Genomic DNA, 22,729 nt, shown 5'->3' on the forward strand with positions numbered 1-22,729 from the left:
CTCGTACTCTCGATCCTCTCATGTCATTGAACAACGTTGTCATCGTCGGCGCGGGACAGGCCGGATATCAGACCGCGGCCTCGCTGCGGCAGGAAGGTTTCGAAGGACGCATCACGCTGATCGGCGACGAGCCCGGCGTGCCGTATCAACGTCCGCCATTATCGAAGGCCTACTTGCTCGGCAAGATCGGCACGACCGCGCTGCGCTTTCGCACGCATGAATGGTTCGAGCAGCAGCGGGTCGAGCGGATCGAGGCGCGGGTCGCGCGGATCGAACGCGACGCGCAGCGTGTGGAACTCGCCAGTGGCGAGCATGTGCCGTACGACCATGTGGTGCTCGCCACCGGCGCGCGCAACCGCGTGCCGTCCATCGAGGGAATCGAACTCGACGGCGTGTTCGGCATTCGCACGCTTGAGCATGCTGACGCACTCGCGCCACGCGTAGCGGCCGTGCGCGACGTGGTCGTGATCGGCGCCGGTTTCATCGGCCTTGAATTCGCGGCGGTTGCGGCGGCCAAGGGCTTATCGGTTCACGTTGTCGAACTCGGCACACGGTCGATGGCGCGCGCCCTTTCCACTCATATGTCGACGCTGTTCAGCGCTGCGCACACAGGCTGGGGCGTGAAGTTCGACTTCGGACAGACCGTCACGCGACTGGTCGGCGAAAACGGCCGCGTGGTGGGTGTGGAAACGGGCGACGGCCGCCGGTTGCCCGCGCAACTGGTCGTGTATGGGATCGGCGTGCTGCCCAACACCGATCTCGCCGCCGACGCGGGCCTCGCCGTGCAGAACGGAATCTGCGTCGACGCGCAGTTGCTGACCAGCGATCCGTCGATTTCAGCCATTGGCGATGCGGTCAATTTTCCGTCGGTCTGGAGCGACGCGCCGATTCGCCTGGAGTCAGTGCAGAATGCCGTCGACCAGGCGCGCAATGTCGCGGCGCGTCTGATGGGCAAGCCGGTGGCGTACTCCGCGTTGCCGTGGTTCTGGAGCGACCAGGGCGATCTGAAACTGCAGATCGCGGGACTCTCCGATGGTCATGACGAAACGGTCTTGCTCGGTTCGAGCGAGAGCCGGCAATTGAGCGTGTTGTGCTTCCGCGCCGGCCGCCTGATCGCCGTGGAATCGTGTAACAGGCCGGGTGACCATATGGCATCGCGCAAGTTGCTGGCCCGCGCCGCCTTGCCAACGATCGCGCAAGCAGCGGCACCGGGTTTCGATCTGAAGGAATTCGAAGCCGCCACACGCGAACTGGTCTGAACCGATCTGAATCTGATTCGAACGAGGCTGCGAGCGCGCAACGACATGGCGGGTCAACGTCACATGCTGGAGCGTCGATGAGAGCCTTCACACGGGCCTTTGCAGCTTCGTGTTTGCCTATCGCGCTCGCGCATGCCGGCGCGCCTATGGCCGGCGGCGCGGCGTCGGATCAAGCCATCCGTTGCGCCACCGGCGATGCGGGCCACTATGAAGTGATCGAGTTTGTCGATCGAACCACGCTTGTCCCCGATGGACATCTGATCAAGCGTATCGACGTGCCGCAGGCAAGCTGTTATCCCTCGTGCCGGCGCGAACAAGTCGACAGCCATCTGTACCGGATCGAAGATCCTGCCGGTGATGAACTCACACACCCGTCGCTGCATGACGACGATGCGACCGATCCGGCCCACGTGCCCTCAGTTGCGTTACAGCAGATCGATGCGGCCACGCTGCAACTGGCGGTTCGGACCCGAGGCCGTGCGCACGCCTGGTCCGTCGAGGCTGACAAAGCCAAGCGCATGGTGACAACGCAGAAGGAGACGACCACCAGCGGCAGCCTGGCCTATAACGATCCGTTTTTTGTCGTGTTCAACCATGCCGCTCTTCCGACATTGGTCATCACACTGGCAGCTGCCAAAATCGAACTCGGCCCAAGCGAATTGGACCTGAATCAGTTGCCTTCGTGGCTGGTCGAGCCGATCGCGCCACAGCAACTAGGCGCGTCTACGGTTTATACGCTGAGGATCGTCGGCGGCCCCGGTTGCATATCAGGCAACTGAGCATTCGGTCGGACCAGCGAGCGATTCGATCCTCGATCTGGCCGAGCCGCCATCGATGGACTCAGTTGATGCCCTGTTTGTCATTCGATTACGCAGAATGAAGCGCAAGCCTGAGTTCATCTAGCGTACGCCCAAACTTTTCAACAATCTCGTCGATTTCCGACGGCGAACTAATCAGCGGCGGGCACGGCGCAATCGTGTCATGAATGCCGCGAACGATCATCCCATTCGCGTGTGCTCTACCCAGGAACTCCCGGCCTAACCTACCTTTCTCCGCAAACGCAACTTTCTCAGCTTTATCCAGAACCAGTTCAACCCCAGCGATAAGACCAACTCCACGGACTTCGCCGACCATTGGATGATCGATCAACGAAGACAAGGCACTGTGCAGACGGTGACCCATCTCGCGAGCGTGCACGACCAAACCATCCTCTTCAATAATCCGAATGTTTTCAAGCGCAACAGCGCAAGCAACCGGATGGCCACCACCTGTGAAGCCGTGTCCGAAGGTACCAAGATCGTGCGACTGCTCTGCGATCGGTTGAAATACCTTGTCACTCACCAATACCGCCGCAATAGGTTGATACGAGGAAGACAGTTGCTTCGAGAGAACCATCACATCGGGCTTGATTCCGAATGTTTCACAACCGAACATGTTTCCGGTCCGCCCAAAGCCGCAAATGACCTCATCGGCTACTACGAGAACATCATGTCTCTGGCAAACCTTCTGGATTTTTTCCCAATAAGTCTTCGGTGGGACAATAACGCCACCGGCCCCCATCAAAGGTTCGCCGTAGAATGCAGCGATTGTGTGCGGCCCTTCTTTCTGAATCAAATTTTCGAGTTCTGCCGCAAGCCGGTCGGCGTATTGCTCCTCAGTCTCCCCCGTCAGCCCGAATCTGTATTGATGCGGATTGCTGACGTGTAGGAATCCCGGGAGCGGAATATCAAAACCGCGATGATTGCCCTGCAGTCCGGTGAGGCTCGAACTGACGACTGTCACGCCATGGTAGCCGCCCAAACGACTGATAATCTTTTTCTTCTCGGGCATTCCCAGCGCGTTGTTTCGATACCAGATCATCTTGACAACGGTATCGTTCGCCTCAGACCCGGAATTCGTAAAGAAGACCTTGCTCATTGGAACCGGAGCAAGCTCAATGAGCTTTTCCGCTAACAGGATGCTTGGCGCATGGGACTTGTGCGAAAAAAGATGGTAGAACGGCAGCGTTCGGAGCTGCGTCTCTGCAGCCCTGATCAGGCGCTCATTGCTGAATCCGAGACCAACGCTCCAAAGTCCAGACATGGCCTCGATGTAGCGGCGACCGTGTTCGTCAAAAACATAGACGCCCTCACCATGTGTAATGACTAATGGCCCGGTTTGCTCGTGCAGACGAGCGTTAGTGTATGGGTGGAACTGGTAAGCGATGTCTGCCTTCGACAGATCACTGATTGGCTTATTCATGGTTTCTCATGAGTTTCTGGCTACGACGACACAGCAAGGCGACGGTGCCCTGTGGATGCGGTTACCGGCAGATTGCCGAGCCGGGCAGCATCCGCTAACGTACACCTGCGCCAGGTGGCCATTAGATAAGCGCATTCCCACAATGCGCGTTTGAATGAACTCGGACGCTTCAGAAAGCCGATAAGTTCTAAACGTCATCGGTTGATGAGGTCTGGGTACTCTCCCTGAAACATGTCCTTCCATACACGCAGCAGAATGAAGGCCGCAAGTCGATGAGGCACCGGCAATCCAAATCGTTGGATAAGCACACCCTGAAGCTCACGCTGCTGAACCCGCAGAAATGGATTGACCGACAACTCGTGCCCGATGGTTGTAGGCAGTGTCGGTCGCCCCGCCAATCTGAGTGCGGCGGCTTTCTCTTGCCAGCGAAGGATCTGCTCGTTGCCTGGTTCGCAAACGGCTGCGAACCGTAAATTGGACAGTGTGTATTCGTGAGCGCAATGCAGGAGCGTAGACGCCGGTAGAGCGGCAAGCTTATCCAGTGATGCAAGCATTTCCTCGGCCGACCCTTCGAGAAGTCGCCCACATCCGCTTGCAAATAGCGTATCGCCGGCGAAAAGATGGCCTGGTTGACCGTCTACGCCATTCTGGAAGAAGACGATGTGCCCGTGCGTATGCCCAGGTGTAGCAATGACTGAAGCGCGAAAATTCAATTCGCTCACTTCAACTTCAGACCCATCGCCCATTCGCCGTGTGACGCACGCTATCGGCTCCCGGTCAGGGCCGAAAACCGGTGTATCTGCTTGTCCGCAAGAGCGAAGCAATGCACGAACACCGTCAACATGGTCGCGGTGATGGTGCGTAAGCAGCACCGCCTTTATAAGCAGATTTCTTGATTTGCAGAACCGCTCGACTGGCTCGGCCACTCCCGGGTCGACGACAATCGCGAAGGTCCCGTCGGTAACGACCCACGCATAATTGTCCTCAAAAAACGGCACAGGGATATATTCCAGGCTTTTTGCCATGTCGCTTTTCGCGTTGTCTTAACCAGCCAGTCTGTCGACTGAGGCCCAAAGCCGCCTTGAGTCAAGGTAGTCACTCACGTACGACTATGGGCCGAGTTCACGACGCCGATCGCGCCAACTCAAGCACGCTGTTCGCTGAGGCGCGGTTGAGTCTGCAATTGACGAATATATTCTTCCCAACTCTCGTATCCGAGGAGGCCGTTCTCGTCAAAGAAAATGATTGCCCCTTCCATGAGGAACAGGTATTCCGTGTCCTCGAGCGCCGTCGTCGCACCGTGGATCATGCCGTTCGGTTCGTAAACGTAGTCGCCACTCTCGAGCACCGCATCACGCACCTGCAGCTTTCCCTTGATGATCCAGGTGTGCGACGCCCCAATGTGTTTGTGCGGAGGGGCCTGAAATCCCTTCAACCACCGATACAACAGGGCGATTCGCCCCGATTCGTGACCGGCCCAAAGGACTTTCGTGAACGAGCGTTCCGGATCATTCGGATCTGGATACCAACCCTCCGTGTCGCTATGTTTTACCAGTGTGTCCATCAATGCGGGGTTAAGCGGAGTGATATCTTGGAGGGCCATGGCTGTTTCCTTATTTCCAGAAAAATGACTGCGTGCGGGTTCGGTCGCCCCTCACGAGACAACACTTGCAAACGACTGTTGATCAATGATTTCGATCCAGTAGCCATCCGGGTCAGCAACAAACGCAATGCCCTTCATCGAGCCATCGTTCGGCCGTTTCACGAACGTCACGTCTTTCTCAACCAGTTCGTCACAAAACGTATTCACGTTTGGTACCGAGAAACAGATATGGCCGAACCCACGGGGTTCCGTGTTTCCGTTGTGATAGCCAGCAAAGTCGGCATCGGCTTCGGTTCCCCAGTTATGAGTCAGTTCCAGGAGTCCCTTCTGTTTCGGGATCCAATCCACACTGCCAGAACTCTCTTCCGAATCTGAAGGGGCAAGAAAATAAAGCGAGAATTTTCCCTGAGGAAAATCGAACTTATTAACCAGCTTCATACCGAAATTTTCTTGATAGAAACGCAGCGAAATCTGCGGGTCGCGAACACGCAACATGGTGTGATTCAGGACGATACTCATAACGGATTTCCAAACGAATAAAAAAACGTCAACATCATATTTAGACGCGCATAAGCATGACTGCGCCTTACGAGTTGACTCAGCTTAACCGCCAGCACTGCATAGGAACATGTTGTCGCGGGACACAGCCTGGTTTCGGGAGGCCACCGTCAATTCGTCACGCTTAGTGACCTGAGCTTGTAGCTGCTCAGACCTCGGCCATAGCTCGTGTCGCTGCCCGCTCGGTCGCGGCAATAAACCCGTCGACGTCCCCCTCTGTCATGACAGTGGACAAGAATGCTTTACCCGTCTTGGCGATGTGGTAACCCTCGAGTACAAGATTTCTTTGCAGCCTGGTCACCCGCTTCATCTCATCCTTGCTGGAATAACCGGAGCGATAATCGTTAATCTCGCGTTGATGACCGAACACCATGAACATCGACGAAAAGCCGGTGACTTGACCCGGAAAACCCGCATTAGCGAAAGCCTGGGTCACGCCAGTACGCAAACGGTCTCCCAGCGCGTCCATGCGATCCGACTCCGCCTGGGTATACAGGTCCAGAGCGATCTTGCCGGCGGTCATGGTAATTGGGTTGGCGGTGAAAGTACCGCTCCAAGGCAATAGCGGCTTGCCCTCGCGGTGATCAAACACCTGCATGAATTTGCGCAGGCCTGCCACGGCTCCCACAGGGAAGCCACCGCCGATAATTTTCGCAAGCACGGTCAGATCGGGTTTGATATTGAAGCGCGTCTGCGCACCGCCGCTGTGCACACGGAAGGTGATGACCTCGTCGAGAATGAACACAGCGCCGATTTCGGTTGCAACTCGCCGGATCATTTCGATAAAGGCATGCGATACCGGGACGAAGCCGAAGTAGCTCGGAGCCGGATCGATGATGATCGCAGCAATGGAATCGCGGTTCGCCAGGATGATACGCTCCGCTGCTTCGACGTTGTTGAACGGGATCACGACGACGTCGTTCTTCACGCCCTCGGGCGTACCGTTTGAATATCCGACCGACTTGGGGTCGTCGCCCCAGTTTTCCGGTGACGAGTCCAGACTGACTTCGGCGTAATCGTAGGAGCCGTGATAGACGCCTTCGGCTTTGACAATCTTGGAGCGGCCAGTGATTGCACGTGCGGCTTTGATCGCACACATCACCGCTTCGGAACCGGAGTTAGAGAATCGAATCCACTCAAAGCCTTCGGCGCGCGCACAAATGGCCTCCGCCAGCGCCACCTCGGGTTCCGTCGGCAGGGTAAATGCGGTGCCTTTGGTGACCTGCTCCTGAATAGCCGCCACGATCGCCGGGTGAGCATGACCGTGGATAAGTGAGGCGAAGTTGTTCAGCAGGTCCAGCCGGCGCGTGCCGTCGACGTCCGTCACATAGGCTCCGGAGCCGCTTCCGGCATACACCGGGAAAGGCTCCTGCCATGGCAGGATGCGGGTAATGCCGCCGGGCATAACTTTGCTGGCACGGTCGTAAAGGGCTTTGGACTGGCTGTGTGCTTCCGGCCATTTTGCAGCGGACATAAATGCTTCCTTCGAAATCAATGGGCTTTATCAGAGGTCGCGCTTGAACCATTCGGCTGCTGCGACAACGGACGTAGTGCTACGACGCAGGCTGCGGTGGATGTTCCCGTACTAGAGTGGCAGCGCGGAGTGAAGCAACCTGTAGATGTTTCGCAAATGATGAATGCGTGCGATTTGTGCGCACATGTTCGAGACGGCCAAACTTCTGCGGTTACGGGCCAAACAATTGATGGCTTTGAGCGGTGTGCCTGCATAGCCAGCGGCAGCGGCAGACTACGTAATACGGGCGACGACGGACAGCGAGGCGCAGACCGCTTGTCTGCTTCGGCCGGTGCGCCCGCTTATTGGAAGCGCCGCCAGATCACGCCGAGCCCAATTCAATGGCAGAAATCGATTTACTGCACGCCGCCGATACAGAGGTACTTCAACTCAAGGTAGTCATCAATGCCGTACTTCGAACCTTCACGACCCAAGCCGCTTTCTTTTACGCCAACAAACGGCGCGACCTCCGTCGATATCAGCCCCTCGTTGATGCCTACGATGCCGTATTCGAGCGCTTCCGCGACCTTCCAGACCCGCGCGATGTCCCGGCTATAAAAGTAGGACGCGAGGCCAAATTCAGTATCGTTGGCCAACCGGATCGCATCTTCGTCCGTAGAGAAGCGGAACACAGGCGCGACCGGTCCGAACGTCTCTTCACGGAAAATGAGCATGTCCGGCGTGGTGCCGGAAAGGATTGTTGGTTCGTAGAAGTTCTCGCCGGCCGCATGCTTCTTTCCACCGAGCACGACCTTGGCGCCTTTTGCAACGGCATCCGACACATGCTCCTTGACCTTTGCGACCGCCTTATGGTCGATAAGCGGCCCAACAAGCGTTCCGGTCTCCAATCCGTTGCCGACCTTGAGCTTCGACACCTCCCGAGCAAGTCTTTCCACGAATTCGTCGTACACGCCGTCCTGCACAAGCAGCCGATTGGCACACACACACGTCTGGCCTGCATTGCGATACTTGGACGCGATGGCGCCCTTCACAGCCGCATCGAGGTCCGCGTCGTCGAATACTATGAAGGGAGCGTTGCCACCCAGCTCCATAGACGCCTTTTTTACCGTGCTCGCACACTGGGCCAATAGAACCTTGCCGACTTCAGTCGACCCGGTAAAGGACAGCTTACGCACAATGGGATTGCTCGAAAGTTCACCGCCGATAGCACTAGCCGCACCGGTTACGCAAGCAATGACGCCCTTCGGCATGCCGGCCCGTTCGGCCAACACGCACAGGGCGAGCGCCGAGAACGGCGTTTGACTGGCGGGTTTCAGGACCATTGTGCAACCTGCGGCAAGCGCAGGACCGATCTTGCGAGTCAACATCGCCGCCGGGAAGTTCCACGGCGTAATCGCTGCGCAAACCCCGATGGGTTGCTTCAAAACGATAATGCGCTTATCTCGAGCATGGGCGGGGATGGTGTCGCCGTAGACACGCTTACCTTCTTCCGCGAACCATTCGAGAAACGACGCCGCGTAGCCGATTTCACCTCGACTCTCAGAGAGCGGCTTGCCCTGCTCTGCTGTCATGATGACCGCAAGATCATCCTGATTCTCCAGCATGAGTTCGTACCAGCGCCGCAGGATGGCAGCGCGCTCCTTACCTGTTTTCGAGCGCCATTCAGGCAACGCCCGATCGCAGGCCTCGACCGCGCGCCGGGTTTCGGCAGCCCCCAGCTTCGGTACGGTGCCCAGCACTTCGCCGGTTGCGGGATTGGTGACCTCGATAATGCCGCCGTTATCGGCACCGGTCCACTCGCCATCGATAAAGCAGGAATTTTTTACCAGACTCTCGTCTTTCAGAGCAACGGCAGTAGCAAATCGTGCATTCGACATGTTGATTTCAACCTGGAATAGAGTCGTTAGAGACGTAGGTCCGTACTGAGGCGTTCAAAACGCTGCCTGATAGATCGCAAGGGCGTCCTGCTCAGTGACCTCGCGAGGATTGTTGACCAGCAGGCGCGTCTGCCTCATGGCATCTGACGCCAGTGTTGCGAGTGCATCCTCCGGGATGCCGACGTCGCGAAGACGCTGTGCGACACCCAATTCGCGACTCAATGCCTGCAGTTGGTCAATCAATGAGGACGCGCGCTCGCTCAAAGGACAACGCGACAGCTCCGGGAACAGTTCTGCAGCGAGCTCCGCATACATGCCATCGGCATGGCTCAGATTGAAGCGCATAACATGTGGAAGGATGAGCGCATTCGACAAACCATGTGGCACGTGATAGCGCGCGCCAACCGGATACGCGAGCGCATGCACCGCGGCCACCGGTGAATTCGCGAATGCCTGTCCAGCGAGACAGGAGCCAAGCAACATTGCATTGCGGGCCGCCGCGTTTGCGCCGTCAAAAACCGCCGTACGAATATTCGCCCCCAGCAATCTCAAAGCCTGGAGCGCCAAAGTTTTCGAAATCGGATTGTTGTTCGTGGATGCCGAAGTGATGGCTTCGAGCGCATGAACGATTGCGTCGATACCAGTCGCGGCTGTCACCGCTGCGGGGAGACCCAGCGTCAATTCTCCGTCAAGGATCGCGATGTCGGGGAGAAGCAGCGGAGAGACGATGCCTTTCTTCTCTGATTCACCCGTCGTAACGATGGCAATGGGCGTGACTTCTGATCCAGTACCGGCAGTCGTCGGAATGAGCGCAAGCGGTAAGCGCGGGCCATTAGCAACGCGCACTCCATACGCTTCGGTCAGGTGGCCGTTGTTGCCGGCAAGCAAAGCTACGACCTTCGCTACGTCCATCGGCGAGCCACCGCCGATGCCAAGCACGCCAGTCACTCTTCTCTCCCTCGCCACCGCAACCCCACCCAGAATGTTTGCTTCAGGCGGGTCCGCAGCGACATCGTCGTAGACGCTGACCTCGACGCCAGCACCGCGGAGATTCTTTTCCACTGGCGCGAGCAATCCTACTTTGCGAATGCCGGCGTCGGTGACGATGAGAATCCGTTGTCCCAACGTCGGCTTGACGATTGCCGCAACGTCCTTGCTGATACCGGAGCCGCAGCGGATTGATGGCGTGGTTTCAAACGAGAAGGGATTCATGCTTGCCTCTAGAAGTTTTTAAATACGGTCTCTTCCACCGCGCGTCGATTCGATCATTTTGTCCAATGCGCAGGTGAAACAGTTCGCCGAGCAGGCGCGAGTACTTTGTCAGAATCGCACTTGAGCTTCTGACGACGTAATGTCGGCGGGGTCTCGCCGCAATGACTAGCGCACGGGAACGTCGTTCAGCATGAACTTCTGCCGCGTGTAGGCCGATGCCCAGTCGAGCACAGTCCGAGCCGTGTTCATACGAAGACCGAGCGTAAGGAAACCGTGAATCTGGTCTGCGAGATGGAGGTGGTTGACACGTACCCCAGCGTCCTGCAACCGTCGTGCGTATGCCGTGCCTTCTTCACACAACGGGTCGAAACCCGAAGTGACAATCAACGTATCGGGCGATGCAGTCAGATCCAGAGCATTCAAGGGTGCCAGGCGCACATCGTCTGCGTCAAGGGCGCGCTGTACGTAGTGGTCACGGAACCAACGCATGGTTACGGACGTGAAGGGCAAACCGGACGCAACGCGCAAATAGCCTGCGGATTCAGCCGTGAGGTCCGTTACCGGATAGAACAACAGTTGTAGCTTCGGTCGGGTCTCTTTCGGGTAGTCGCCGGCAGACAGAGAGACGAACGTCGCAAGAAAGCCGCCCGCGCTGTCGCCGACAACACCCAGCCGGGATTCGTCGATGCCTAGCCCTTCTGCATTCTGCGCGATCCACTGGTACGAAGCGACTGCGTCATCGATAGCAGCTGGAAACGGATGTTCAGGCGCCAACCGGTAGTCCACCGCCACTATCCGGCACCCTGACGCACGAGCAAGTTCACGGCAAATCGAATCATGCGTGTCCAGTGAGCCAACGACCCAGCCCCCGCCGTGGAAGAAAACAAGTCCTGGCGCGAGAGACCGTTCCGATTCCACGGTCCAGTATGAACGGAGATTAAGCGGGCCGCTTGACGTATGCGCGACCATGTCTGCTGTCGCTACTGAGGCGTCGCGCGGCAATCCGTTCATCTCGCAGCCCAGCGCGTATGCGGCGCGCGCTTCCGGCACGGGCAGCTGGAACAATGGCGGCCGCTTCGCACGTTCCACCAGGTCCAGATAGGCCAGGACGTCCGGCTCCAAGCTCATGTGTCTCCTCGCTTTGAAGGTTCAGAGGAGCGTCGCTCCTCACCAATATTAGCTTTGGCGGACGGCCTCGGAAGCGGACAAAGCCATGAACTCGTCGCTAACGAAGCTGCGAGTCTTGTCATGGTATTGGTGTACGGTACCAGACCAGTTGTTGATAACCTTCCCCGACGCATTTTTGTACCAGCTATTGCAATCCCCCGACCACGCCGCGTCGTCCATTTCACCTTGCAACTCTGCGTTGAAACGGGCAACGACGGTCGGCCGTACCTCCAACGCCTCAACACCAAGATTCTCCTGTGCGGTCAGAGCCTGAATAACGTACCCGAACTGCGCCTCGAGCATCGATAAAATGGAGTTGTGACCTAGGTTTGTGTTGGGGCCGTACATGACAAAGAAATTCGGGAAACCACTCACACACATCCCGAGGTAGGCATAAGCGCCTTCCTTCCAGGTATCGCGGAGGCTGTGCCCTTCGCGCCCGAAAACGTCGACAGGTCCTTGGAACGACTGCGTTTCGAATCCGGTTCCGTAAATGATGACGTCGACTGGATGCAATTCGCCGTCGGCCGTGACGATGCCTTCCGGCTCGATGCGAGAAACACCTGACGTAACAAGCGATACATTCTCGCGCACGATAGCGGGGAAGTAGTCGTCGGACCGCAGAATTCGCTTGCAACCGAGCGGATAGTCGGGTGTGAGTTTTTTACGCAATTCCTGGTCCGGCACCTGGTTTCGCAAATGCTCGATCGCGATACGCTCAAGCTCCTCGGCCTCTGCGCTACCCTGTTTCATCCGCAGGAACGTGGTCTCGCGCCATTCGAACAGTTCCTCACGATGAGTCGCGAAGTAGTCGGGGATGGTGCAATAGTCCTTGATTTCCTTCTCCGTGTAAGGGCGGTCCATGCGGGGAACAACCCAGTTCGGACTGCGCTGGAAAACGTCGAGGTGCCCAACAATAGGTGCGATTTCGGGAATGTACTGCACGGCACTCGCGGCATTGCCAATACTCGCAACTCGCTTACCGACCAGGTCGATGTCGTGTCTCCAGCGGGCCGAATGAAACTGAACACCCTTGAACGTGTCTTGTCCTTCAATGACTGGAGTTTGCGGACGGTTGAGCTGCCCCCACGCAGCAACGAAATTGCGAGCGGTTAGCACGCTGCCGTCGGCAAGCTCGACACTCCACAGAAGCCTCTCGTCATCCCACCTTACCGATGTGACCTTCGTTCGCAACCGGATATACGGACGAAGGCCGTTGTCGTCGACAATACGCTTCATGTAAGCGAGGATTTCCGGCTGCCGCGCGTAAATTCGACTGACAGTCGGATGGAGAGCGAAGGAGAAGCAATAAAGATGCGATTCCGTATCACATCCAGAGCCCGGATAGGTGTTGTCACGCCACGTACCGCCAATGTCATCGGCCTGCTCAAGAATAGCGAAATTGTGCTTCCCTGCTTCCAACAGTTTCACACCGAGTCCGATTCCGCTGAAACCGGCACCCAAAACGATGACATCGAGGTGGCTCTTCATGCAACATCTCCAGTCTTTAAGTCTATAAAAGCTTTTTCAAATTCACACAGAAGGCGAAACGCTCGCTGTTCGCTGCGTCGATTTCAGACAAGCATCCGCGTTAGCGCGACGAACTCACGACGTCACAACTCATCTTCAACGGAGTAACGCCCGAGCGTCTCACCACCGTCGACCGGAATCAACGCGCCGTGGATGTAGCTCGATTCATCGCTTGCGAGAAACACTGCGAGATTCGCGACGTCATCCACTTCGCCCCACCGCTTGAGCGGAATGGATTCAGCGAATGCCTTTACGTAGTTGGAGTCGTCAAAATGCCCGCGCGTCATCGAGGTTTTTGCGTACGTGGGGCAGATGCCGTTGGCCCGGATACCATCCTTTCCGTATTCGATCGCCACGCATTTGGTCAGACTCGACACCGCACCCTTCGAGATGTTGTAGACAGACTGCTTAGGATGTCCACTGATGCCCGCGGTTGAAACGATATTGACGATCGTGCCCCCGCCGCTTTTCAGAAACGCCTTGATGGCTTCCTGACAGCCGAACCACGTCCCTTTCAGGTTGACATCCCAACACGCGTCCAGGTCCTTCTCGTCAAACTCGTGAACAAGCTTTCCTGCGCGATAGATGCCGGCGTTGTTCACAATGACGTCGAGTTTTCCGAAGTGTTCAATCGCGCGATCGACCAGTTTCGCGACCTGCTGCCGCTTTGTTACGTCGCAAGTTGCAAAGAATGCGTCGCCACCGTTCTTCGCAATCTCCTCCACTGTCGTCGCGGCCAATTCATCTTCGAATCCACCAGGATTTCGACCTTCGTGGAGGTCGGCGACCACGACTTTCGCCCCCTCTCTTGCGAAATGGACCGCGATTGCACGCCCAATTCCGCTGCTAGCACCGGTGACAATCGCTACTTTGTCTTTGAGTCGATTCATATCAGCCTTTTATTTTCCAATGCCTTCAGCTAGCCGCATTAGCGGGCAACGAATCCGCCGTCCACGGTAAGCATGGAGCCAGTCATCCATTCCGCGTCGTCCGATGCAAGGAAGAGCGCTGCTTTCGCAACGTCTTCAACCGTGCCCAAACGAGGCCATGGTGTGAGTCCATGCAACCACTTGCTCGTCGCCTCATCTTCGAGGGCGGAACGAACCATGGATGTCGCGAGAAAGCCGGGACATATAGCGTTCACGTTGATCTGATGTTCGGCAAAGTCGATTGCGATTTCCTTCGTGAGCCCCACAACAGCTGCCTTCGAAGCACAATATGCGGGCTCCTTGGCAAGTCCGACGAGACCGGCCATCGATGCCATATTGACAATCTTGCCACGAAAAATGCCGCCATTGCCCAACTCGACTGGCTCCTGCTTCAAGAACTGCTCGATTGCGTATTTGCAACCCAACCAGACGCCTTTTACATTGACGGCCATGGTGATATCGAAGTCTTCTTCGCGTTCCTCGACCACCGTAGCGAAGTCGAACGCGACGCCCGCGTTGTTCACCATCACGTCGAGGCGCCCGAACCTTTCCACGGCAGCGGCCACTAGCGATTTAACGTCATTTGCTCGAGTCACATCGCACGACACAAAGTGTGCGGAACCGCCTCGCTGCACGATCAGGTCATCCGTGTCGATATTGAGGTCGGGCTCGTAGCCATCCGCATTTGCCGACTTACGAATGTCCGAGCACACAACCGACGCTCCCTCCCTTGCAAACGCGAGTGCCACCGCACGGCCGATACCAGAGCTAGCGCCTGTAACCACGGCTACGCGGCCTTGTAATTTCAACGTCATTAATGAATGCTCCTGCAAGGGGTTTCGTAGGTGCGCGGTGACGACTTTAAATGCGCTGAGTGTTTCGCAAGATAAGCTGGAGTCACCGTGCCAATCTTTTAAAAATATTATTCAGTCGCGACCTCTCAAGACATGTTTGAGACGGCCAATATGTTTCGACAGGTGGCCACTTACAGGGACGATCAGGCACGTTTGCGATGCGAGCACGCGTGGACGTGCCGCACCACCACCCGCCAGAAGTGTGGTCACCACGCGCGTTCGAATGAATTAGTCGGCCCCCGGAAGTTGGAAAGCCACTTGCGTCAGGCTACTTTATGTACGTAACTTCTGTGCCGAGCCAACCGTCCCAGCGCTTTGACCAATAGAGGTTATGCAACCTCGTCGTCAGAGGACCGGGCCCGCTCTCTCCGCCGAGAACAACTCCGTCGACGCTGTTGACCGGCATAATGCCGCCTGCAGTCGAAGTTAAAAACGCCTCGTCTGCCTCCCGCAGTTCACCGGCCTTCACGGCCTGGACGTGGGTGGAGACTCCGAGTTCAGCGGCAATTTCTAACGTAGTTTTTCGGGTAATGCCTTCAAGACAGCCAGAGTCAGGAGTGAACAATTCTCCGTTCTTTATGAAGAAGATATTCACCCCTGGGCCCTCGGTAAGATTCCCATCGGCATCGCACAGAACGCTCCACTCCCGACCCTGCTCCCCTGCTTCGAACAATGAAAGCTTCAGGTCCATCCAGTGAAAATTTTTGGCGGTCGGATCTACCGAATTCGGCGGAATGCGGATGTACCGCTTGCTCACGAGCAAGTCAAGCCCACGCTCACGTTGTTCGTCGCTTGCGATAAACCGGTAGGGAATGGCGAATGCATAGAACCGGTTTTCATAGTTAGCCGGATTCGTACGCTTTGCGGGCGTCGGGCCACGGGTTACCGCCCACCAAACGTATGCCTCGCGGGTGCCCGCAAGCGCGACAAGCTTGTTCAGGATTTCCGCTATTGCGGTCCTGTCATGCGGATTGCGCAGATAGAACTTCTCACAGGCGCTTTCGAAACGGTCGAGATGGTCGTCCAGCCGGAAGAAGAAGCCCTTGCTTACGCTCACGACATCGTACGCACCGTCGGCCTGGATGAATCCGCTGTCGGTAATCGGAATGCTAGCCTCGTCAATGGGGCAGAATTTGCCGTTGACGTATGCGCTCCCATGGTCGAATTCCGGCGCGTAGTCGACACGTGCATGCAACGGGTCGGTCAGCATGATGTTTGCGGCGGGGGTGATTGTCATAGCTATCGTGTCCATACTGCTGCTCAGGAAAAATTGCCGGCGCGTCCGAGATGCGCCGGCATACCGATAGATGATAGGGCCGCAATCAACCGGCGCCATGTCGGGAAAGGCCAACTGGCGAAGTGTCGTGGCCACGTTAGCGGTATTGAGCTGCCGTTTCGATCGGCCATCGCGGACCGAACACGGCTGACTTTGACGGCGATCCCTTTTGCAAGTCGGTCAGTGCCGTCTGCAAGCCGCTTCATTTCGGTTGCGACCACTGAAAAACCGCGGCCCGCCTCTCCAGCTCTTGCGGCTTCGACCCGTGCATTGAACGAAAGCAGAGACAGTATTCTTTATTGTCGTCAGGATTCCGTCGTCAGCAGACGATCACGCCAGTTTCACGGTTGTCGGCCTGAGATTTCTATTTTTAGCATTGCAGCATCGACACCCGCGCGGCGGTAATTCCACTTCAAGTAGCGGAAGCCAAAATCGCTAGAGCGCGCCGCCTCTGGCCTTACCCGCCCCTCCGCGAGCAATCTCTAACGACACGCTCGTAATCAGTTCCAAAACAGCATCCAGCGCGGGGGTCAACCGCCCGGCGCTGTATGTGTAGACCATCAAACCCTCAAGCTGTGCCGCAATGAGCGTTGCCCGTGCAAAGCATTCCCGCCCGGACGCTTCGGGGTCGATCTCACGGACGAGACTGACGTAAATTTGCCGATATTCGGCGTAGGACCTGCTCAGAAGCTGGTGGGTGAACGCGGAGTGTTCGGCCAAGGCAAACATCTCAAAGGAGAATCGGCACACACGCGGGTCGCAAGCCTCTACGAAAACGTCTTCAATAATTTCGCGCAGACGATCAATTGCATTCTTGTCGCTCGGCTTACTCATCTCCGACCAGCGGTCGTAATAGGCGGAAAATAGCGCATTGATGGTAGAGCTCAGAAGGTCGTCATGAGTCGGGAAATAATGTTGGAGCCCTGAAGCCAACATTCCGACCTCTTTCGCGATGCGCGCCAGTGTGAAATTCCCGTATCCCTCGGATGCGAGCACATTGGCTGCTGCGGCGACAATTTCATTTATCTTCGCCTCGCGCTTGCGACTCTGCATAGTCGGGCGAAGATAACTTGGCTCCGAGGCGTTCCGTCTAACGGTAATTTCGTAGTGCCCTCGGCTGATGTGCGTTTCGGAGCCGAACAAGCTTTCCCGGGCGACGTTCTGCGTGCGGGGGAGATCCTTTGCCGATCCAAAGTTCTGCTTTTCGCTGAACTCACTGCTTAGGCCCTTGCCGGTGAGACCGGCAATCGCCTTAACACTTCGCTTGGTGGTGCGCGCGAACTCCTCGAAATCCTTCTCGGAATCGTCACTACGCGCCGCAAATATCATCATGCCCTCCGCTTGCGCTGTAAGCACGGATGCCCGCGCTTTGCACTCGTCAGGCGAGAGGTCAGGGTTAATTTCCGCGAGCAGTTTTGCAAATATGCCCCTGTACTCCTCGTAAGCTCGTTCGACCAGCACCGATACGTACGATTCGTGCTGAGCGAATGCCCACGTCTCGAAGAGGAACTTCTCCGCGTCGGACGACTTGTTGATGTCCTCAAAAATCTGCTCAATGAGTGCCGCGCACCTGCGCTGCGCCGTCACTCCGACACGCGTCGCTATGGCGAGGTACGCTTCGAGGTAGCCCCTCAGGAATCTCTCAATGATGATGGAGAGCAGTTCGTCTTTGTCCGGAAAGTAATACTGAAGATTGCTAAGGGTAAGACCGGCACGCGCGGCAACTTTCCGCGTAGCGAAGCTCGCGTAACCCTCCTCCCGAAAAATTTCGGTCGCGGCATCAAGAATTTCGGCGATACGGCGCTCACGATTGCGCCGCTGCACGGAACCGGCGCCTGCGGCACCATCCTGGGTTTCTGTTGAATCGACTTGAGCACCAGACTTCGCTGGCAAGTGAACGTCTCTCACGGAACCATTCCTCTATGTCCAACGGACATTATAGGTCAAAACACCCGTCCTATTCATCCTTACAAAAAACAAACTGTTCTTGCATAGCACCAAAGTACGACACTTATTACGCACCGTTTCAGGGCAGAAATCCCGGTATATAGGGGATTCTACCTGTGCCACGCTTTTATTTTCGCCTTGATTTTTTGGTCGATGCACCTCTAGACTTAGGTCACGTCACCAAATTATTTGTCATTCGATGCTCCCCTGGTAGCAGGCGAAGGACAACAATGCTGAAAGCGCCTACGGAGCGAGCATGGAACGGTTACACATAGATTCGGCTGTCGCGTTCGCCGCGCTGAACCCGGCGGAAATTGGGCTAATCGCAGATACGGCATCATCGATAGGCATTTGCGCCTCCGCCATCCTGGAGGGTACGGGGCTGGCGCCTGCCGCGATGCATCAAGGCAAGGGCAAAACTTCCGTCCAGCAACATGTGATCGCACTCACGAATGCTGTAACGCTCACTGGTGACCGACTGCTCGCCCTGAAGGCGGGAACGCGCGCGCACCTTACTGCTTTCGGCATCGTCGGATATGCGCTCTGGAGCGGTGACACATTGCGCGAGGCGCTATCCGTTGCACGCAAATATGCGCCGCTGCTGAATCTGAAATGTGGCCCAACTTTGACGGTCGTCGGCCCGACGGCAACGCTTTCATTTGCGGAACCGGGCGGATTGTCCGGCGAGGACACTGAATACTGCCTCGAATTCGAATTGGCAAAAGTTCTGACATTCCTGCGAGACTTACAAATCCCTCATTTCAAGCCTTCGTCCCTGCATTTACACTCGGCATCCGCAGAGCACCGCAACAAAGCAGGCGTCCTGCTGCACTGCGATAGCGTCGTTCAGCATACAGTCACCCAAATTCGCTTTGACGCTAGATGGCTCGATCATTCGTTATCACAGTCGAATCCACACACTCATAAAGCCTGCCTTGAGGCCTGCGATCAACTGCTCGAAGCGCATGGCTGCCAGTTCGACCTTGCGTCGAGCGTGCGTTCGATTTTGGCAAATGCCTCCACGTCGATACCGACACTACCCGAAGTGGCTAGCACCTTATGTATGTCGGCACGAACACTCAGGCGCCGGCTTGACACGATGAACACTTCCTATAGTCAGTTGCTCGACGATGTCCGCAAGACGATGGCCATTCGATACATCGCATCCACCAGCCTGACGACCGAAATAATCGCCGAGAAACTTGGCTACAGTGACGCAGCCAATTTCAGCCACGCTTTCAAACGATGGACAGGTCAGGCTCCGCGACAGTATCGCGCAATGTCGAACCACCCGATTGATGAGCCGGCAGCGAAGCTTGTCATTCCCCGCTCCTCATATCGTTTCAATCTGCTTCAGACCGCTGCTTAAGTTGTAAGCGCCTCGCTGCGACCTTCTCCGGGCAGCAGCCAGTGGAGGTATCTTTTTGGCTCTCACCAAATGTATTGGTGGGAGCCAAATTGGCCGCGCTTGAGGATGACAAGAACGAAACAGTGGGTAGCGCCTGAACGTTCCAAGCGAATTCAAACGACAACTGGTCGAGCAGACGTTCGAGCTGCTTTTTATCGAAAGAGTTTTTCTAACTCGGACCGGTAGTTAATCTGCTTTGCCTCAACATCACACCATAGCTATCCTCGTGTCTGTCTGCGTTGAGGCGGATCGGCCAAAACCGCCGATGAGCCGCCGGCACCCGGTTGGCCCAGCCCAACTATTTCTCCCACCACCACCCGAAGGTTCGCTAAATGGATTCCGTCCCGCAGGCACCGCTCATTCTGATAACGGGCGGAGGTCGTGGCGTAGGTGCCGCAACGGCCCGGCTCGCTGCCGTACAAGGCTACGATGTAGCGATAAGCTTCGTCTCCAACGAGTCTGCCGCGCTTGCGGTAGCGGCTGATGTAGAAGCTGCTGGACGCCGGGCTTTACCGATGCGTGCGGATAGCGCGAATCCTGAGCAGGTCGCACAGCTATTCGCGGCAATCGATCAGGAATTCGGCCGGATCGATGTACTGGTGAACAACGCCGCGGTACTCGCGCCGCAGTCCCGGTTAGAGGATCTCGAATTCGAGCGGATGCAGCGTATCTTCGCGGTCAACTCGATCGGCCCCATCCTCTGTGCACAACAAGCGGCAAAGCGGATGTCCTATCGTCACAACGGGCGGGGCGGCGCCGTGATCAACATCTCGTCGGCATCGGCCCGGCTCGGCAGTCCAAACGAGTATGTCGACTACGCTGCGTCGAAGGGCGCCGTTGAGACATTCACTACCGGTTTTGCAAAAGAAGTCGCGCGAGATGGGATACGCGTCAACTGTGTTCGCCCCGGGCACATCTACACTGACATGCACGCGAGCGGCGGAGAGCCGGGACGGGTGGATCGCGTCAAGGACTCGATCCCCATGGGAAGAGGCGGCCAGCCTGAAGAGGTCGCGCGTGCGATCTTGTGGCTAGCAAGCGCCGAGGCTTCCTTCATCACTGGCACGTTCCTCGATGTCACTGGTGGTAAGTAGCTGGGATTTCCATTGACAGTCGCATGCCGCGTCCTCGCGAATAATCTCTTGCCAAACAATATCTACTATCGGCGAGCAGAAGGAGCATGCCGCGCCCAGGAAAACAAAACGGCCGGCGAAAAACTCGTCCGGCCGCCGATGCCCATCCTTCGACTGCAACGCTTAAAGCGTGACCTCGATCTTCGAACTCTCGTACCGTTTTCCTTCCGGGTATCCGCCTCTTCGACCACGCACTACGAAAACTTTCATTAACAAATAGTATCCGACCGCTGTGCTCAAGCATGCTGGCACGCCAGCGCCAATATATCGGAACATTCCAACTGTTCTGAGTGAAACCGGGTCATACATCCACAGATAAATCGCGCATCCAAACGCTGCCATCAAGATTCCAATCCAGTTGACTCCGCCCCAGAACCAGTACGCGCCGTTGTGCGAATGCGTGAACACGTGCGCCGCATTGATTCGCTGGCGCCGAAGGAGAAAGTAGTCCGTCAGCACCACAGCTAGAATCCCAACAAAGAACAAGCCGTTGTATGTCATGAATGCGATAATTTTCTCAAGCAGCCACTCCGTTCTAAAAGCGAGGTAAACACCTGGCGATAGAAGAATTGCGATGAGCCACGACCAGCGAATACCCGCCAGCACACGAATTTGCTGACTCGCGACGGCCCCGATATACACAAACACGACCATCGTGCCCAGGTTCGCGAGCAGCATGAAGAGTAGAAGCGCGGACCCAAACCACCGGCCCCCGACCGACACCACCCAAATGGTGGGGTCGGCAGTCCCACTAAGGACTGCCGCGAGCGAAGCGACCATCGATACGAATCCCGCGCCGACAATTCCGCAACCCGTCACCATCGGCCCCATTACGTGCTTACGGCTTGATACCAGACGGGTCAATCCCCCCACAAAGGGAATAAACGTCAGCACATTTGCGAACCCAAATTCGAATGCTAAAGCCAGGCTCTGAGCGGGGTCATGGGTGTAAGCTTTGTCGGCCGGCACGTTTGCGTGGAACAGCTGCGACAAACCAAACTTGTAAATCAAAAGACCGAGCAAAATCGCAGCCGAAATCAATTGGCCCGGCGCAACCATCGCCGTCACTCGCTCCATTCCGCTTGCACCACGATTTGACAAGGCCCACAGCACTAAAAGCATTGCAAAAGCGAAGACCACGACATATGTTTCATTGACGCCTCCCCCCGCTCCAGACACCGAGTGGACAAGAACACCAAATCCTCGCGACGACAAAGCCAGCAGGACAAAAGTCCAGCCGAGACTCGAGGCAAGAATGCCGAAGAGCATCACAACCGCACCGCGCACCCCCAAAGCGGTTTTGACTGCATCCATCGTATCGATACCGTATCGATATGAAGGCATGCCGGCTAACACGGTCGGCACCATGCAGATAATCAAACCACAGACATACCCGATGATCGCCAACGACGTATTGCCGACAAATGGGAGCGCACCGCCGATAGCGTAGGTTAGCGTAGACGCGCTGAATGCCACGCCACTCCACAAGAATGAGAAATAACTCTTGTAGATGCGCTCACCCGGCCGAGTCGGCAGCCGCGCTGCTGTCGAATCACTGGCTGAACCGGAGCCGCCGGAAATATTGTCAGTCACTGTGCTCATCAGAATTCTCCTGCCCTTAATTCGTAGCCATCACCCACGTCGCGACATATACAGCAGCAGCGAGAACTAACCACAACAGTGACTCGAACGCTATGCGGCCACTCCCTTCGAAAGACTCAGCGCCGGCGACTTCGTCGTTGCTCAATGCTCGCAATCTGTCTTCCAGGTCTCGATGAACCACATCCGCATCCGCCTTGACGAAAAAATCGTGCAGATGATGCTGCTCTTTACTTACAATCTCATGAATCCTGCTCATCATCGCAACCATTTAGTAAAGTAATCGAGCCGGCCGGCGCTTCCGCAAAAGTCAAAGCGCGTGCAACCTCTTCGACCCAACAGGATGGTGCGCGCCCGAGGGTTCTGCAATTCGGGTGGAACCCTGCCTACGAATGCGGCTTTCACCCTGTTGGAGATCACCGCAACGCCAGACTATCGCCAACAAAAATTCGCCGAAATGTGCACGAAGGCCTGCCGGCTGTGATTAACGGTCAGTTGCACACCGTCCCGTGCAGCGTCCGGACGTGGCGCGCTCAAACCGCTTGACCGCGGAGCGCACGTTATTCCTGGGAGCAGGCCGCTCTTCCTCCTCCGATCCAGATGTATTCAGACGCCGGCTTTGCGGCACTCGAGAGGGCAAACTCCGTCCGCCGGAATTGGAC

At 56.6% G+C, this 22,729-nt stretch carries 20 protein-coding genes; 4 read left to right on the top strand and 16 right to left on the bottom strand.

Annotated features, from left to right (window positions below; all coding sequences use genetic code 11):
* The first annotated feature begins 20 nt into the window (after positions 1 to 20).
* Both PQR42_RS25015 and PQR42_RS25020 read left to right on the top strand, forming a co-directional pair.
* Positions 21 to 1,259, top strand: a complete 1,239-nt coding sequence (locus tag PQR42_RS25015) for an NAD(P)/FAD-dependent oxidoreductase (protein ID WP_408387731.1) — start codon at positions 21 to 23, stop codon at positions 1,257 to 1,259.
* Between the two features lie 146 nt (positions 1,260 to 1,405).
* Positions 1,406 to 2,038, top strand: coding sequence for a hypothetical protein (locus tag PQR42_RS25020; RefSeq protein ID WP_408387729.1), 633 nt, complete (start codon positions 1,406 to 1,408; stop codon positions 2,036 to 2,038).
* A gap of 88 nt (positions 2,039 to 2,126) precedes the next feature.
* Here PQR42_RS25020 and PQR42_RS25025 read toward each other — a convergent pair whose 3' ends face one another.
* The 14 genes from PQR42_RS25025 to PQR42_RS25090 all read right to left on the bottom strand — a co-directional run bounded on the left by PQR42_RS25025 (position 2,127) and on the right by PQR42_RS25090 (position 17,888).
* Entirely contained in the window at positions 2,127 to 3,500 is a 1,374-nt protein-coding gene (locus PQR42_RS25025) for an aspartate aminotransferase family protein (protein ID WP_408493892.1), read from the bottom strand.
* Between the two features lie 194 nt (positions 3,501 to 3,694).
* Complete coding sequence (gene gloB / locus PQR42_RS25030) at positions 3,695 to 4,525, bottom strand: hydroxyacylglutathione hydrolase (RefSeq protein WP_408444305.1); 831 nt, start codon at positions 4,523 to 4,525, stop codon at positions 3,695 to 3,697.
* 119 nt (positions 4,526 to 4,644) lie between these two features.
* On the bottom strand, positions 4,645 to 5,103 hold the full coding sequence (locus PQR42_RS25035) for a cupin domain-containing protein (protein ID WP_165188869.1): 459 nt from the start codon (positions 5,101 to 5,103) through the stop codon (positions 4,645 to 4,647).
* 51 nt (positions 5,104 to 5,154) lie between these two features.
* Positions 5,155 to 5,622, bottom strand: coding sequence for a lactoylglutathione lyase (gloA, locus tag PQR42_RS25040; protein ID WP_408387723.1), 468 nt, complete (start codon positions 5,620 to 5,622; stop codon positions 5,155 to 5,157).
* Between the two features lie 187 nt (positions 5,623 to 5,809).
* Positions 5,810 to 7,135 (bottom strand): aspartate aminotransferase family protein, encoded by a 1,326-nt coding sequence (locus PQR42_RS25045; RefSeq protein ID WP_408387721.1) that lies wholly within the window; start codon positions 7,133 to 7,135, stop codon positions 5,810 to 5,812.
* A gap of 395 nt (positions 7,136 to 7,530) precedes the next feature.
* Complete coding sequence (gene gabD, locus PQR42_RS25050) at positions 7,531 to 9,012, bottom strand: NADP-dependent succinate-semialdehyde dehydrogenase (protein ID WP_408493895.1); 1,482 nt, start codon at positions 9,010 to 9,012, stop codon at positions 7,531 to 7,533.
* Positions 9,013 to 9,066: 54 nt separating this feature from the next.
* Positions 9,067 to 10,224 carry an iron-containing alcohol dehydrogenase gene (locus PQR42_RS25055; RefSeq protein WP_408387717.1) on the bottom strand — a complete coding sequence of 386 codons (1,158 nt, stop codon included), beginning with the start codon at positions 10,222 to 10,224 and terminating at the stop codon, positions 9,067 to 9,069.
* Positions 10,225 to 10,389: 165 nt separating this feature from the next.
* The gene (locus PQR42_RS25060) at positions 10,390 to 11,352 is read right to left on the bottom strand and encodes an alpha/beta hydrolase (protein WP_408387715.1); all 963 of its coding nucleotides are present in this window, start codon (positions 11,350 to 11,352) and stop codon (positions 10,390 to 10,392) included.
* 48 nt (positions 11,353 to 11,400) lie between these two features.
* Entirely contained in the window at positions 11,401 to 12,882 is a 1,482-nt protein-coding gene (locus PQR42_RS25065; protein WP_408387713.1) for a flavin-containing monooxygenase, read from the bottom strand.
* Between the two features lie 122 nt (positions 12,883 to 13,004).
* Positions 13,005 to 13,811 (bottom strand): SDR family NAD(P)-dependent oxidoreductase, encoded by an 807-nt coding sequence (locus PQR42_RS25070; protein WP_408210613.1) that lies wholly within the window; start codon positions 13,809 to 13,811, stop codon positions 13,005 to 13,007.
* A 38-nt stretch (positions 13,812 to 13,849) separates the two neighbouring features.
* Complete coding sequence (locus PQR42_RS25075; RefSeq protein ID WP_408387711.1) at positions 13,850 to 14,665, bottom strand: SDR family NAD(P)-dependent oxidoreductase; 816 nt, start codon at positions 14,663 to 14,665, stop codon at positions 13,850 to 13,852.
* A 307-nt stretch (positions 14,666 to 14,972) separates the two neighbouring features.
* Complete coding sequence (locus PQR42_RS25080; RefSeq protein ID WP_408387709.1) at positions 14,973 to 15,941, bottom strand: aminotransferase class IV; 969 nt, start codon at positions 15,939 to 15,941, stop codon at positions 14,973 to 14,975.
* A gap of 23 nt (positions 15,942 to 15,964) precedes the next feature.
* Positions 15,965 to 16,273: a methyl-accepting chemotaxis protein gene (locus tag PQR42_RS25085; protein WP_408210769.1), complete on the bottom strand. Its 309-nt coding sequence runs from the start codon at positions 16,271 to 16,273 to the stop codon at positions 15,965 to 15,967.
* Positions 16,274 to 16,415: 142 nt separating this feature from the next.
* Positions 16,416 to 17,888 carry a TetR/AcrR family transcriptional regulator gene (locus PQR42_RS25090; protein WP_408210621.1) on the bottom strand — a complete coding sequence of 491 codons (1,473 nt, stop codon included), beginning with the start codon at positions 17,886 to 17,888 and terminating at the stop codon, positions 16,416 to 16,418.
* A 295-nt stretch (positions 17,889 to 18,183) separates the two neighbouring features.
* Between PQR42_RS25090 and PQR42_RS25095 the strand changes: the two genes are divergently transcribed.
* Both PQR42_RS25095 and PQR42_RS25100 read left to right on the top strand, forming a co-directional pair.
* Positions 18,184 to 19,296, top strand: a complete 1,113-nt coding sequence (locus tag PQR42_RS25095; RefSeq protein WP_408210624.1) for an AraC family transcriptional regulator — start codon at positions 18,184 to 18,186, stop codon at positions 19,294 to 19,296.
* A gap of 371 nt (positions 19,297 to 19,667) precedes the next feature.
* Complete coding sequence (locus tag PQR42_RS25100) at positions 19,668 to 20,429, top strand: SDR family oxidoreductase (protein WP_408210627.1); 762 nt, start codon at positions 19,668 to 19,670, stop codon at positions 20,427 to 20,429.
* A gap of 162 nt (positions 20,430 to 20,591) precedes the next feature.
* Here PQR42_RS25100 and PQR42_RS25105 read toward each other — a convergent pair whose 3' ends face one another.
* Entirely contained in the window at positions 20,592 to 22,070 is a 1,479-nt protein-coding gene (locus PQR42_RS25105; RefSeq protein WP_408210630.1) for a cytosine permease, read from the bottom strand.
* A 16-nt stretch (positions 22,071 to 22,086) separates the two neighbouring features.
* The gene (locus PQR42_RS25110) at positions 22,087 to 22,338 is read right to left on the bottom strand and encodes a hypothetical protein (protein ID WP_408387705.1); all 252 of its coding nucleotides are present in this window, start codon (positions 22,336 to 22,338) and stop codon (positions 22,087 to 22,089) included.
* Between the last annotated feature and the right edge of the window lie 391 nt (positions 22,339 to 22,729).

Source organism: Paraburkholderia sediminicola, from assembly GCF_046027355.1.
In the GTDB taxonomy this organism is placed as follows: Bacteria; Pseudomonadota; Gammaproteobacteria; order Burkholderiales; family Burkholderiaceae; genus Paraburkholderia; species Paraburkholderia sediminicola_B.